Below are 15391 nucleotides of genomic sequence, written 5' to 3' on the forward strand. Positions count from 1 at the left end.
CACGAAACACAGAGCCCGGGCTATTTGCCCGGGTTTTTTTTATTATCAGCCGACCTAGGGCTTGATAAAGTAGTGGTAACGCAACAAATATTTGAACTTAGGGAGGCTCCATGGCGAAGAAAAAAACACGTAGCAAAGCGAAAAAGACACAGCAAGCAAAGCGTATTACAACCAACTGGCCGCCGGCAGATAAGTCTCATGACAAGCTTTATGACAATCTGGGTGTGCACCCCGAACAGGCTAAACGCTTTCTCACACTGCTTGATAATGAAAAATTTACCCAAGCACAAGCGTTAGCTCAGCAACTCACACGGGAATACCCTGAAAATGCGTTTGCCTGGAAAGCGCTAGGCACTAGTTATCTACAAGCGGGAGATGTACAAGAAGCGCACTCGCCCTTGCATAAAGCGGTCGCTTTAGATGACCGAGATCCACTATCACTTACAAGCCTTGCCGCCGTCTATTATCAACAAGGCAACAACGAGCAAGCCATACAATACCAGAGCAAAGCGGTTGCGCTTGATCCTAGCTACGCACAGGGACGATTCCGGCTGGCAGAAATGTTACACAGTGCGGGTCAACAGGAACTTGCCATACCACATGTTGAAGCTGCAATCGATGGTGGTTTTGAGCCTTTTTCAAGTAAGCTTCTCTTAGGCGTGCTGCTGTATAATGCTAAGTATTTTAATCAAGCATTGTCGGTATACCACTTGCTAGAGAAAGAGTTCCCCCCGCATCCTTCCGTCTATAATAATTTGGGTAATTTATACAAAGACATTGGCCAGTACAAAAAAGCAGAATCGTACTATCAACAAGCATTGGAATTAGACCCAGGCTTTGTGATGGCATATTCCAATATCTTTTTTTCAAAACATTACAACCCTGATGCCACACAAGAAGAGATACATGCGTTTGCTAAACAGTGGGATAAAAAATTTGCATTGCCACGCATGCCTGCGCCCACGAATGTTAATGATGAAACCAAGCCACTACGCGTTGGCTTGATTTCATCAGGGTTCCGCCTGCACCCGGTAGGGCAGATGATTTCAGCTGCTTTACAGCATAGCCGTTCGGATATTCACTTTTATGGCTATAGCACTCGCGACCAAACCGACTTTATTACTCAAAAAGTACGGGATGCGTGTAAAGTTTGGCGGCCAATTCGTCACCTTTCGCAATACGAGGTGGCCCAACAATTACGAGACGACAAACTTGATATCCTTATCGACTTATCTGGCCACGGTGATGGAAACTGCTTACAAGCTATCTCCATGCGTCCAGCGCCGCTTTGTGTTAAGTGGGTTGGGGGCTTGGTCAATACCATGGGTGTGGAGAGTATTGATTACTTGATCTCAGATCATATCGAAACCCCCGAAGGCGTTGATGATCAATACACGGAAAAGCTTATCCGCCTGCCGGATGATTACATCTGTTACATGCCGCCTCCGTATTCACCGGCTACCAACTCTTTGCCTGCGTTAAAAAATCGCTACATCACATTGGGGTGTTTGAATAACCCGGCAAAAATCAGCGCCGAGTTGTTAGAACAGTGGGCTAGGCTAATGCACGAGTTGCCTGAAAGCCGGCTCCTATTACGCGGCGCTCAGTATGAAAGCGAAGATTTTTGCCGATGGATTTGGGAAGAGATGTCTCAGCATGGCATCGAACAATATCGCGTGTTGCTTGAAGGTCCTATTCGTCACAAAGATTTTATCGCGACGTACCAACGCATTGATATCGCCTTGGATACCTGGCCTTACTCAGGCGGCTTAACAACGTGCGAAGCCATGCTGATGGGCGTGCCAGTGGTAACGCTGCCTGGCCCTACCTTTGCGGGCCGCCACAGTGCAACACACCTGATCAATGCCGGGTTGAATGAGTTAGTGACCACTAGCTGGGAGGAGTACCGCCAGCGAGTGTTGGAACTCGCAAGCGACTTGCCCAACCTTGCGGTTATTCGTGCTGGTTTGCGTACCATTTTGCATTATTCTCCGGTATGCGATGCGCCGCGTTTTGCCAATCACTTCAACAATGCCCTGCGCGCGATTTGGCTGCGCTACTGCGAAGGCAAATCGCCAGAAGCGCTGACGTTTAACAAAGAAGGCGAGCTGTGGTTTGAGGATAACAAGGAACCGCTAGAACTGCCCGAAGCCCGTAGCGAAGAAATAGAAGAAGGTGAAGAAAGCGAGAGCTTTGAATGGCAGCTTGATGAGCCAGTCACCATTATCGATAACGCTGCCGTGCTCCCACGACACCTCGATTACCCTAACTGGATGGCCAGTGGCCACCTAGCGGTGATCAGCTTTGACCCGGCAAGCCTGCTAAATAAAAAAGTCGATGAGCTTAAAGCGTTCGGGGAACTGCATCACTACCCCCACGCTGTTCTCGGCGATGGCCAGCCCGCCACGCTTTACGCCGCGCTAGAGGCTGAAAAAGGCAGCACGCTTAAGCCTTTGCCAGAAGAGGAGCAGCCAGAATACCTACGCGATAAAGTAAAAACACTGGCAGAGTTGCCCATCAGTACAGTAAGGCTAGACGACATCGAGGGTATTCCTAACGTCGATGTGCTGGTTCTCGATGACCTACACGATGCCATGAAGGTGTTAGAAAACGGCGAACAAACATTAAAAAACACCCTTCTGATTCAGGTGAAGGTCGCCTTTCAGCCGACTCATGAGCGCCAGCCTAATCTTGCTGAACTGCAGCATTGGGCAAGCCAAAAAGGGTTTAAGTTTTTACGTTTAGAAAATCTAAAGTATATGGATGTAGAACTGCTGGCTGCAGATGCTATCTTTATTAAAAAAGGGGGCGATAAAAATAAGATAAACTGGATGCTTTCAAATTTCTATCATAAAAAAAATGATAAAGAAGGGTATAGAAGTGACGTTCGTCATAAAAATATCTCAGAAGTAAACGTTAAAAGTACCACGGGAGAATTGGATGCATTAGCTGGAAATGGAGTGCAAACAAAAAAACATCATTATGAAAGCAAAAATGATATTATTCCTTTTTTAAGCTATGACGAAAATGGAGAAAAAAATAAAATACTCTTTGTATGCTCACGTGGCGAGACATTTATTAAGCCTATAGTTGAAAGCCTTGAAAGTAAGTTTAGCGTAGAGTACTGGCATCTCGATTACAGGTTGCCTGACATGGAGAGGCTACAAAAACTTATGGATTGGTCAGATGTAACATGGTTTGAGTGGTGTGACGAGGTTATAGCTAAAGCTAGTTATAAAATAAATAAAAATTGTAAAGTGGTGTGCCGTTTACATGGGTTTGAGGCTTTTACACCTTGGCCAAAAAATATTAAAGCAAATTTTTTGGACCAACTGATATTTGTTTCTGATCATATGATGGAATATGTGAAAGAAAGAGGTGTAAAAACATCTTCTACTGTGATTCATAATGGAGTGGATATAGAGTCATTGCAGTATAAAGAAAGAAGCGCAGGTTTTGATTTGGCGTTTGTTGCTGCCCTTAGAGATGTGAAGAACCCTCAACTTCTTGTCCAAATTATAGAAAAATTAGTTAGTATAGACAGAAGGTATACTTTACATGTGGCTGGAAAAGGTAGCGATCTAATCATTCAACGATATATGAAGCATATACTGGAAGGGTTGGATATAAAGGATAATGTAATATTTTATGGTCATGTTGAAGATATTGACAGTTGGCTTGAAAACAAGAATTATTTGATTTCTACAAGTGTTTCAGAATCTTTTGGTTATAATATCGCTGAAGCTATGGCTAAAGGTATTAAACCTATAATTCATAATTGGCCTGGTGCGAAAGAGTTATATCCAAGTTCCTTAGTATTTAATACCGTCGATGAGGCCGTTAGCATGTTCACAAACGAGATATATAACTCAGGAATGTATAGAGATTTTGTTTTGGCTAAGTATTCAAGGTTGCAACAAATAGAAAATATATCAACTTATATTTTTAATGTCGAATGATTTATACGAATGTGAAGTGGGGGTCTCTGTTTTCTTGAATATTACGCAAATAGTTAGTTGAGAGTTAGCTCTACATGTCACCCTGAAACTGTTTTATAGTTTTGGTTGGCATGTAGAGCATGAGTTTATGAAAATATTTTATTAAGTAGGCTGTTTCTCAAAAATATAGAAATCAGATATTGATGTCAAGTTTGGGTCGCTATTTTTTCTTCTGGGATAAACATTTGGGATACACTTAATGAGTTTCCAATTTTCTAAGTTTTTGTATATCCAATCAGTAAATTTTCTAGTTCGCATGTGTGGAGTTAAGTCGTTGAGCTCTTGGTTGCATGAATAAATAATGCAGTATTTTTTGGAAGATGAAAATAGTGTCTGCATATATTCGTTATATATTTCTTCATCAACAAGATGGTAGATTACATCTAAAGACAGGGTTAGTTCTGCAGTGGGTTTCTCTACAGCAAACCTTTTAAGAGTTATGAATTTTTTTGTATTATCATTTTTGAATTTTTCTTTACAGATTTCTACTATAGTTTCTGAAACGTCGACACCTATATAGTCAACGCGATTGAATAGCGCTAGTTGGTTGCCATCACCACAGCCTAGCTCAAGTATACTTTGTATTTCTTTTTCAGCAATAAAGCTGTTAATAACTTCGGCCTTGAATTTTGCAAGTTGTCCATATGAGCCAGAACCTGAGTTTCCTCCTTGTTTGTATCGATCCTCCCAGTATTTAATAACAGAAAAGTTTTTACTCTCTGAGGATGAGCGAATAGAAAAGTTAGGTTTTATTGGCAGTGATTTTTCAATGCTTTTAATATAGTTTTTCGGGTTAAAGTTGTCTAATTTTTTACCTCTTATTGTCATTTCATGAATGTGGTTAAGGGAAATTAAATCTCTAGATAACTCAATACTTCTTTTAATGTCATCATCTATGTCGTGAAATACATATTTGAGTTCTGTATGTATTTCTGAATGGTCATTCATAGTTGTGAATGGTATACAGCCGCTAGCAGCAGCTGTTAGTTGCCGCTCACTTAAAGCAGAACCAAAGTTATTGATGATCATCCACATGTTGCTACTGTGATGCATTAACTTAACGGTTTGAGCATAATTTTTGGGTTTTAGTACTTTGGTGTCTTTATGGAATTTAACACCTTCTGGGAATTTTCCATTCCATACAAGTGTTAACGGTATTTGGGGTGCTACTGTACGCAAAAACTCTTCGCGCCGGATTGATCTTGCAACTTGATTGATAAGAAAGCATAGTTCAACCATGCTGCTTTCTTTTGCAAAGTTTATTTTTCTTTTGAAAGCATTTGATAGTGCTATGTGTGCAGGTGTTGTCTTAGTTTCAAGCACTAAGTCAAGTGCTGTAGATAGCTGTTTATTTTTTCTTATCCGCTTTAAATAGTGATTGTTATCTTGATAACTTCCAACGTAAAGATTTCTTATGGGCCTATCGGAAGGTTTTGTAAATCGCTCATTAGTTAAAAGCGAAGAAGTATATAGGCTAGGATGGTACTCAGCATTATGGTGCTTATTGATTTTTTTTGCGATATCTACAGCACTAGGCTCAACATAGAAAAATTTAGAGGTAGTGTCTGTTTTAATTATGTTTTCATTTATCCATGGATAAAAAGGCATGTCTCTAACTAAAGAGAAAAAAGGAGGAGTTTTCCGATTTTGTTCAGACGCTCTTTTTATTAATTCGGCACCATGACTCTGTTCCAAGTGTACCGCATCAAAATAACCTGAGATGAGGGCAGTATAAGCTTCTTCGTAGAAACGGCTGATATCTATGATAAGAGGGTTGTGTCCTTGCTTATTAGCAGATTCTGCAATGCTGTTTGAAAATGCCAAATGAGTTCCAAAAGGGTCAATCTTTGAATTATATAAAATAAGAAAATTCATATTTAGATGTTTCCGATGGGTGAAAAAAACGCTTTAGCGTGTTGGGGCGATATTAAGTTAGGCGCAAAAAATATTTTTCGTTGGCAGGCTGTAAAGAAGAGTAACAGGAGTCGTATCTTCATAGGTTAGCTTCTTGTATGGCCATCACAATTTTTTCTTGAGTGTGGCTTTTGAGATAAGGGTGCATGGGTATCGACATTACTTGCTGCGAAGCTTTATTACCTATGGGTAGCCTTGCTGATGCATCCGCTACTGCTGGTTGTTTGTTTAGAGGGGTCGGGTAATGCACTGTAGTGGGTATACCGGCTTTCATGAGAGCTGCTTGTAACTTCTCTCGGCCCTCTACACGAATAGTATACTGCGCCCAGGCACTTCTGTTATTAGGCCTTATGTAAGGTGTAGTCGTGACGTGTGCGTTATGGAATAGCTGGTTGTAGCGCTCTGCTACCTGCTGGCGTAAGTGTAATTCTTCATCGAAAATGTCTAGCTTTGCTAACAAAATCGCGGCTTGTAAGGTATCAAGCCTGCTATTTACACCTACGCGAATGTGATGGTAGCGGCGATCTTGTCCATGGCGAGCGATTTGACGTATCACAGTGGCCAGCTCATCGTTGCTGGTAAAAATTGCTCCTCCATCTCCATAACAGCCTAGAGGTTTGCTAGGAAAAAAACTCGTCGTGGCGATGGTACTCAGATTGCAAGATTTTATCCAATTGTAAGTGGCACCGAAACTTTGAGCAGCATCCTCAATTACTGTGATGCCATGCTTTTTGGCAATAAGGTTGATGGCGTCGAAATGAGGGCACTGCCCGTATAGAGATACCGGAATTATTGCTTTCGTACGAGGCGTGATTGCCTCTTCCAGTTTAGTAGGGTCTAGGTTATAGGTGCCCGGATCGATATCCACGTATACTGGTTTTGCGCTCAGTAGAGCGATGGTTTCAGCAGTGGCTATGTAGGTGAAGCCGGGGGTAATCACTTCGTCGCCGGGGCCGATGCCAAGGGCCATCTGGGCGATTTGCAAAGCATCGGTGCCGTTGGCGCAGGTGATGCAGTACTTGGCGCCAATGTAGTCGGCGAGTTTTTCTTCCAGCTCATGCACTTCTGGGCCCAGAATGTACTTTCCGTGGGCGAGGACGCGCTGGATGCCGGCGTCGATCTTGTCCTTGATCCGCGCCTGCTGGGCGGCAAGGTCGATGAAGGGGATCATTCGCTTACCTTGGTCAGTTGATGGCCATCCAGCACGTAGCGGCCGCCAGTGTGCTGGCACACGGCTTCACCCTGCCCTGTCAGCGGTAGATCCAACTGTTCGCCGTACTCGCTCATCCAGCCAATCTGCTTGGCGGGTACTCCCACCATCAGGGCATAGGCCGGTACGTTTTTGTTGACGACGGCGCCGGCGCCGATGAAGGCGTACTCGCCAATGGTCACGCCACACACGATGGTGCAGTTGGCACCCAGGCTGGCTCCCTTGCGGGCCAGGGTGTCACGGTATTCGTCCTTGCGCTCGATCAGTGAGCGGGGGTTGTAGACATTGGTGAATACCATGCTGGGGCCGCAGAACACGCCTTCTTCCAAGTGCACGTTGTCGTACACGGAGACGTTGTTCTGGATCTTGCAGTTGTCGCCGATGGTGACCTTGTTGCCGACGAACACGCCCTGGCCCATGGAAACGTTCTTGCCGATGCGGGCGCCGCCGCATACGTGCACGAAGTGCCATACGCGGGAGCCTTCGCCGATCTGGGCGCCTTCGTCAACAATAGCGGATTCATGAATCATCACGTTCATATCACATCAACCGAGTGAGAAAGGGGTGCCCTTCGCCCGCCCCAGGCTTTTGGGGCTGGGCAGAGCGGATTGTACTCACGGTTTCCACGCAGTGGCGGGCCTCCTCAATGCCGTAGCCGCGACCAGCGAGGATTTCCTGATAGCTGACGGTGTGCAGATCGGTGAAGCCGCCGGAAAACTCGATCTCATTATCGTTCATGGTGATGGATCGATAGGTAGATTGCTTGCCTTTGATGCTTTCCGGCAGGTCGTTAGCGTCGATGGAAAGGAACCAAGGCACCCGCGCTTTAGCGTATTCCAAATAGCCGGCGGCCTTGGTGTCGCTTGCATAATGCAAAACATTCTTCTGCAGCTGCCCAAAGATGAAGTGTAGCATGTCGAAAAAATGCACACCGATATTGGTAGCCACGCCGAATGACTTGAGCGGGTCTCCCTTCCAGCTCTTACCGTACCATTTACCGCGTGAAGTGATGTAAGTCAGTTCCACTTCATGTTTGTCTGCACGCTGTTCAATCTCTACCTTCTGCTTAAGCTCCAGAATCGCCGGATGATGGCGCAACTGTAGGATGTTGTAGATGCGCTGACCCGTCTCTGTCTCGATTAGTGCAAGCTCATCAATCAATTCGGGCGTGGGCACCAACGGCTTTTCACAGATCACGTCGCAGCCCATGCGCAGCCCGGCGGCAATGTGGGCATGGTGAAGGTAGTTGGGCGAGCAAACGGCAACGTAGTCCAGTGCGGTATCAATTTTGCGCTTGAGCTTCCAGACGTGTTCCTGGAAGCGCTCAAACTCGGTGAAGAATTCGCTCTGCGGTGAGATGGAATCGATGATGCCGACCGAGTCGTTGATATCGTAACCAATTGCCAGGTGGTTGCCGGTTTCCTTGATAGCTTTCATGTGGCGCGGGGCGATGTAACCCGCTGCGCCAATTAGAGCAAAGTTCTTCATCCGTGCAGCTCCTCAGGCCTTAATGATGTGAGAGGCAGGCTCTCGGTAGATACCGCGGCTGTCGACGATCAGCTTGGCGTACTGCTGGATCAAGTCAAAATCAAAGCGGTCGTGGTCAGTGGCCAGTACCACGGCGTCGAAGCTGGTTAAACGTTCGGGGGTCAATTCTACACTTTCCAGGTCGAAGTGGTGTTCACGCATTCTGGGGAAGAAAGGCACGTGGGGGTCACTGTAGGCCACCTCAGCCCCTTTGGCCTCGATCAGCTCCATGATTTCCACTGAGGCAGATTCCCGCATATCGTCAATGTTCTTCTTGTAAGCAATGCCTAGTACCAATACGCAGCTGCCCTTCAGAGACTTGCAATGATTATTCAGACCATCTATCAATTTGCCTACTACGTATTCCGGCATGGCGCGGTTCACCTCGCCGGAAAGTTCGATGAAGCGAGTATGCAGGCCATATTCCCGCGCCTTCCAAGTCAAATAGAAGGGGTCGATGGGGATACAGTGCCCGCCAAGACCCGGCCCCGGATAGTAGGGCGTGAAGCCAAAAGGTTTGGTCGCAGCAGCATCAATGACCTCGAAAATATCGATGCCCATGCGATCGGCTACAATCTTCATTTCATTGACTAGCCCAATATTTACCGCTCGGTGAATGTTCTCCAGTAGCTTGGTCATCTCTGCCGCTTTTGTTGAGCTTAGCGGCACCACGTTATCAACTGCCTGTTGGTAAAGCATAATGCCTGCCTCTTTACAGGCTGTGGTATGTCCCGCAACTATTTTAGGGATCGTTTGTGTTTCAAAATTCAGGTTACCCGGATCCTCTCTTTCTGGTGAGTAAACAAGAAAAATATCTTCTCCTACAGTTAAGCCACTGGCTTCAATCCTGGGCAGCACCTCCTCTTCCGTGGTGCCAGGGTAAGTAGTACTTTCTAGAGAAACCACTTGGCCAGATTTTAAATAGGGTTGAATAGCTTCCGCGGTTTTTATCACATAGCTAATATCTGGTTCGCGGTATTTATTTAGCGGTGTCGGCACGCAAAGAACAACTGCATCACACGCGGCAATATCTTTAAAGTCAGATGTTGCTTTAAATCCTTTCTTTATTGCCTGGTCAACCCTAGCGGCGGTGACATGTTCAATATAGCTCCCCCCCGAATTAAGATTTCTTATTTTTTCTTTATCAACATCAAACCCGAGCACAACAAAACCAGCTTTACTATAGCGTAAAGCTAACGGCAAGCCGACGTACCCCAGCCCGATGATGCCTATTAGGGCTTCTTTACTTTCAATCCTTTTAATCAATCCTTGCAAAAAATCAGACATATTAATCTCTTTCAACTAAAGATTTATAGAGCTACTAAATTTCTATCAAAACTTTTTATAAAATAGGAATCGCTTGGTTTTTTAAAAGATATACAGCATTCTAATCAGCTAATATTATACTATAATATTAAAGTCTGTCAGATACCTTCTCTTAAATTGTCTGAATACCGTTTCAAGCCCTCCAGACACCAGCATTCACATGTGTAAAACTGTTAGCTGATTCAATCACAGCTGCGTCAACACCGTTTGGATGGGCCCTGGTATTGTGAACTTACTATTTTAAAAAGTCACTTTACTCCATTAGCACAGCGGTTTACAGATCAATTTATGGTGTTCGACCAACGTGTCCAAGCCCGGCTGCTTAAGTCCATTGAGCTCGATGTTGCCCCATAATGGCCAATGATGAGCTAGTCATCGACCTCTGCGGGACGTTGCTAGATGCTACATGCGGTTGGAAAACTCGACAAGCCCGCTCATTTTTCTTGAGCCGGGGCTTGTTGCGCTATTTAGGCTGACGGAAATACCGGTCAAAGCGCTATGAAACGCTGATTTGCTCTGGACTCCCCTCCTCATACAGCTGCAGACAATATTGACCATGCTGAGTAAGCGCTTCGCCCACTTTTAGGCGATGTGCCGCTGTTCACGGCTGCGGAATTGCGTCAGCTCAGGATGATAGCCATCAACGGTCTCGTTACGACGAAGCTCGTAAATGGTAATTCAGTTATAAATCCAGGAATACTATTACTCTGGCGAGTTATCGCCGCCCCAAATACAAACGTTAATGTGATATCGTCGGGTCTATGCCAGAATATTGACTGTAACTACTAGAGTTTCAATAAATGGAAAATATTACTGTGGTAGGTTTAGGATATGTAGGGCTTTCGAACGCGTTACTGTTGGCCCAGCACAATAACGTAACGGCCTTGGATATCGATTCCGACAGAGTTGAAAAGTTAGCTAAGCGCGTTTCACCTATTGATGATGAATATATCCAGCGCTTCTTAATGGATACTGCGCTGCACTTTTCACCGACTACCGCAAGAGATTCAGCGCTCGCTGATGCCGAGTGGGTAATCATCGCTACACCGACCAATTACGACCCGCAGACCAATGCTTTCGATACCTCCAGCGTAGATTCGGTCATTCAAGACGTCATGGCGGTCAACCCCAGTGCGGTCATGGTCATCAAATCCACCGTGCCGGTGGGTTACACCGCTGAAGCCCGGCAGCGTTTTAATACCGACAACCTAGTGTTTTCCCCGGAGTTCTTGCGTGAAGGCAAGGCCCTTTACGATAACCTGTACCCGACGCGTATTGTCGTGGGTGAACGCTCAACGCGGGCACAGCAGTTTGCCGATATGCTGAGCCAAGGCGCTAATAAGCAAGACGTTCCCGTGCTGCTGACCAACAGCACCGAGGCCGAAGCCATCAAGCTGTTTGCCAATACCTATTTGGCGATGCGGGTGGCGTACTTTAACGAACTCGATACCTATGCCGCTTCTCGTGGATTGGACTCTCGTCAAATTATCGAGGGAGTGGGCCTGGACCCGCGTATCGGCAAGCATTACAACAACCCAAGCTTTGGCTATGGGGGCTACTGCCTGCCCAAAGATACCAAGCAGCTGTTGACCAACTACCAGGATGTGCCCAACAACCTGATCCAAGCAATTGTGGAGGCCAACCGCACCCGCAAGGATTTTATTGCCGAAAGCATTATCCAGCGCGAGCCGCAGGTAGTGGGTGTTTACCGCCTGATCATGAAAGCCGGCTCGGATAACTTCCGCGCCAGCGCCATGCAAGGTGTGATGAAGCGCATCAAGGCCAAGGGGATCAAGGTGATTGTGTACGAGCCGGCACTGGAGCAGAGCGAGTTTTTCGGCTCCGCCGTGATTAATGATTTATCCGCTTTCAAGCACCTTTGCGATGTGGTACTGGCCAACCGCATGACCGATGAGTTGCGTGATATAGAAGATAAAGTGTACACCCGCGATTTGTTTGGTAGTGATTGAACAATTGCTCGCCTGCTTCTCAAACTGCCTCACGCAAGAAAGCATTTCGTTCTGCCGTCTGTGGAACATATAATGAAGCGTATATATAAGGAGAATGCGCTGCGCATGACAGTCATCAATACCAATACGGCTTCCCTGAGCGGGCAGAATAACCTCAAGCGTTCGCAGTCGGCCTTAGGCACGGCAATGGAGCGTCTATCTTCTGGCTTGCGGGTTAATAGCGCCAAGGATGATGCGGCAGGGCAATCAATTGCCAACCGGATGACAAGCCAAATTCGGGGTAGTACCGTAGCGCAGCGTAATGCTAACGATGGCATCTCAATGTCACAAACCGCGCATGAGGTATTGAGCCGGCTTAATGACAAACTGCAGCGGATTCGCGAGCTGACGATACAGGGAATCAACGGCACTTTGGGGCAGCCCGACCAAGATAATATCCAGGCGGAAATCAACCTGAACCTCAAGGAAATTGACCGCCTCAACGAGCAGGCGCAATTCAATAGCATACCCCTTCTCAGCGGCCAAGCCGGTATGGTCAATCTTCAGGTGGGGGCCAATGCGAAAGAAACGCTCGGGCTCGATCTTCGTCCACCCGGCTTTAGCGTAGAGGCGCTGGGGTTGGAGGATTTCAATATTTCCGGAATTTCAGGAGAGGTTCGCCCTACCTCTACTCTGCCGGGTAGGTCGAAGAATATTCATCTGTTCCCCACGGATGGTACCAGCACCTCAACCCACTTCGCCGTTTCAGGTGGGGGAAGTATCAGTGATGGCAAACTGATGCGCAGCACAAGCGACGCGTATTACATGCAGGGGGTCGACGCCCAGGGGAACACGGTTCATTACCAGGCCGATGTCAGAGCCCAAAGCTATACCAGCACGCGCAGCACGACGGTTAGCGTGACTGGCCAGCAGGAAACGCGGCTTTCACCGCCTGATGGGCTAAAACCGGTGACTCTCGACGGGGCTATTTTCGTAGATACTGACGGTGCCCCCGCTCCAGGCAGCGCTCAGCAGCTTGTGAAAGCCGGCGGGAATTACTTTCTTTCCACCTGGCAGGAAGGGGAGCGTTTTTATTACCCTGCCCAAGTGGAAACAACGCGCTCAGCAGACCCCACTTACAGCGGCGCACTGCCCGAAGTACGCGTGCGGATGATGGACAGCCAACCGCTAACCGCGACTTCCTACGAGCCCGCAGAGCCATTGGCGCCGTTACCCTTGGCCGAGGCCAGCTTGGCGTTTGAGGGTTTCCCAGCGGATACTGCCCCTGAAACCGGCGAGCTTATTGAAGTGGATGGCGATACTTACCTACGGGTCGCCAATCAAGACGATACCTTTGCAATTTATAGTGTGGATGCCATCGTGACGTCGCTCGATGCCCCGGGGCAGGGAGATATTACGGTTCGCTATAACGCATTGATTGACGCAGACGTGCCAGCAGATAACGCGTTTTTTGCTGATGGAGCAAAGATTACGGAAATTGAACCACCTTCCGTGTATACCCCAGCTGGCAAGATGCTCGTGCGCGGCAACGATACGCGTTTTTATGAGAAAGATGCGGGGACCCCCGCCAGTTACCAACCGGCAACGTTAACGTTGGAGCAAGACGGTTCCGGTAATTTAGCCATCGTCGCAGATGGTGTGGCTCGCCAGGAAGCATCTGCACTGCAGACCCGCTCGGTTGTAGATACGCTGCCTGGTTCTCCGGTAGAGAAAGTGACGTTCGATGCCCCTGGCGTTGATGGCGAACTCGCATTGGTAAAGGGGGAAGATGACCGCTATTTTCTACGTGCTTTACAAGATGACGGAGTCGCGTTCTATAACGTTCAAGTGGATACCGTGATGACCCCGGATGGCTCGGTGACTATCACAGCAACCAAAGACGGCGACACCCCTATACGCCAGGTAGAGAACGTCGAGATTATTGATAGCGGCCATTCCACTGTAGAGTTTAACGCTGACCAGGAAAACCTGCTGGTTTCCTACCGTGATGCTAGCGGCGTATTACGTGAAAATGTATTAGGCAAAGACAGTGACGGTAACTACATTATGCGGGTTTCCGACGACGGCGGTTCAAGCTATAAAACCGCGACGTTGGTCCGGGTCGATTCGCTAGAAGGGCATTACGTATCGGGTAGCGGAGAGTATCTGCTCAAGACGCTCAACGGCATGGGTGAGGTGGCGATTTACCAACGCTTTACTTATTCGGCAATCACCGATGCGGGCGACGGGCAGGATGAAGTGGTCCAATTAGAGCGGACACCCCGGTAAGCCTCATAATGGAGGCAGTGGAGGTGTTCATGACCAAGAAGACTCGACGTCGGTTTTCCGATGAATTCAAGGCGGATGCAGTGAGCCTGGTGAGCGATCAGGGGTATTCCGTATCCGAGGCCGCCCGGCGCCTGGGCGTGGAGCGCAGCGTGCTGGACCGCTGGTGCCGCAAGCACCGCCAGCAGGGCTCCGGCACCCCGGGGCGGCAGGAGGACGATCGCGACGCCGAGATCAAGAAGCTCCGCGAAGAAGTTCGTAAGCTTCAGGTTGAAAAGGATATTTTAAAAAAGGCGGCGGCCTTCTTCGCCAAAGAGTCGAACTGAGATACCAGTTCATCGAGTCGGAGAAGGCCACCTACCCCGTGGCCGTGTTGTGTCGGGTCATGCGGGTCAGCCGGAGCGGTTTCTATGCCTGGCGACGACGTGACCCTGATGACCATCGACAGGCCCTGCTCCATGAGGTCAGAGAGATCCATCGCCGGAAGCGCGGCAGCTACGGCAGCCGCCGCATGGCCAAAGAACTGCGACGCCGTGGCTATGAGGTCGGTCGTTACCAGGCCCGAAGCCTGATGCGGGAAGCCGGTGTAGAGGCACGCCAGCGGCGACGCTGGCGTCATACGACCGATACCCAGCACACCCTGCCGGTGGCGCCCAACCTCTTGAATCGCCAATTCACGGTGGCGGCACCGAATCGGGCCTGGGTGGCTGATATTACGGCTATCTGGACGTTGGAAGGATGGCTCTACCTGGCGGCGGTGCTCGACCTCCACGACCGGCAGTTGGTGGGCTGGGCGATGGCCGAGCACATGCGCACGCAACTGGTCCTGGACGCCCTGGAGATGGGCGTGGGCCGCCGGCAACCCGGTAGAGGGTTGATTCATCATAGCGATCGCGGGAGCCAATACGCGTCGCATGAGTACCGCGGCACGCTTGTTCGGCATGGGTTCCAGGCCTCGATGAGCCGCAAGGGGAACTGCTGGGATAATGCCGTCATGGAGCGCTTTTTTGGCTCACTGAAAAGCGAGTGGTTGGCTGACCAGCGGTATGCGAGCCGACAGGCGGCACGGCGGGATGTAATCGACTACATCGAGATGGAGTACAACAGTTGCCGGCTTCACTCGACCCTAGGCTATCAGACGCCGAGGGAGATCGAACTGGCGGCTGCGGCTTGAAAATGTG

General features: G+C 48.2%; 8 protein-coding genes and 1 pseudogene. 4 read left to right on the forward strand and 5 right to left on the reverse strand.

Annotated features, from left to right (window positions below; translation table 11 throughout):
* Positions 1-110 precede the first annotated feature (110 nt).
* On the forward strand, positions 111-3959 hold the full coding sequence (locus R5M92_RS10400) for a glycosyltransferase (RefSeq protein ID WP_346795858.1): 3849 nt from the start codon (positions 111-113) through the stop codon (positions 3957-3959).
* 141 nt (positions 3960-4100) lie between these two features.
* On the opposite strand, the gene R5M92_RS10405 is transcribed toward R5M92_RS10400, so the two are convergent.
* The 5 genes from R5M92_RS10405 to R5M92_RS10425 form a co-directional block, all read right to left on the reverse strand.
* Positions 4101-5873, reverse strand: a complete 1773-nt coding sequence (locus R5M92_RS10405) for a class I SAM-dependent methyltransferase (RefSeq protein ID WP_346795859.1) — start codon at positions 5871-5873, stop codon at positions 4101-4103.
* Positions 5874-5991: 118 nt separating this feature from the next.
* The gene (locus R5M92_RS10410) at positions 5992-7080 is read right to left on the reverse strand and encodes a DegT/DnrJ/EryC1/StrS family aminotransferase (protein ID WP_417339153.1); all 1089 of its coding nucleotides are present in this window, start codon (positions 7078-7080) and stop codon (positions 5992-5994) included.
* Positions 7080-7661, reverse strand: a complete 582-nt coding sequence (locus tag R5M92_RS10415; protein ID WP_346795861.1) for an acyltransferase — start codon at positions 7659-7661, stop codon at positions 7080-7082. Before R5M92_RS10415 ends, R5M92_RS10410 begins: the two co-directional genes overlap by 1 nt.
* A 1-nt stretch (position 7662) precedes the next feature.
* Positions 7663-8610: a Gfo/Idh/MocA family oxidoreductase gene (locus R5M92_RS10420; RefSeq protein WP_346795862.1), complete on the reverse strand. Its 948-nt coding sequence runs from the start codon at positions 8608-8610 to the stop codon at positions 7663-7665.
* 12 nt (positions 8611-8622) lie between these two features.
* Positions 8623-9936 carry a nucleotide sugar dehydrogenase gene (locus R5M92_RS10425; RefSeq protein ID WP_346795863.1) on the reverse strand — a complete coding sequence of 438 codons (1314 nt, stop codon included), beginning with the start codon at positions 9934-9936 and terminating at the stop codon, positions 8623-8625.
* An 839-nt stretch (positions 9937-10775) separates the two neighbouring features.
* Here R5M92_RS10425 and R5M92_RS10430 point away from each other — a divergent pair.
* The 3 genes and pseudogenes from R5M92_RS10430 to R5M92_RS10440 all read left to right on the forward strand — a co-directional run bounded on the left by R5M92_RS10430 (position 10776) and on the right by R5M92_RS10440 (position 15384).
* Positions 10776-11945 (forward strand): nucleotide sugar dehydrogenase, encoded by a 1170-nt coding sequence (locus R5M92_RS10430; RefSeq protein ID WP_346795864.1) that lies wholly within the window; start codon positions 10776-10778, stop codon positions 11943-11945.
* A gap of 105 nt (positions 11946-12050) precedes the next feature.
* The gene (locus R5M92_RS10435) at positions 12051-14213 is read left to right on the forward strand and encodes a hypothetical protein (RefSeq protein WP_346795865.1); all 2163 of its coding nucleotides are present in this window, start codon (positions 12051-12053) and stop codon (positions 14211-14213) included.
* A 29-nt stretch (positions 14214-14242) separates the two neighbouring features.
* Positions 14243-15384: pseudogene (locus tag R5M92_RS10440) on the forward strand (IS3 family transposase).
* Positions 15385-15391 lie beyond the last annotated feature (7 nt).

Source organism: Halomonas sp. Bachu 37 (assembly GCF_039691755.1).
Classification (GTDB): domain Bacteria; phylum Pseudomonadota; class Gammaproteobacteria; order Pseudomonadales; family Halomonadaceae; genus Vreelandella; species Vreelandella kashgarensis.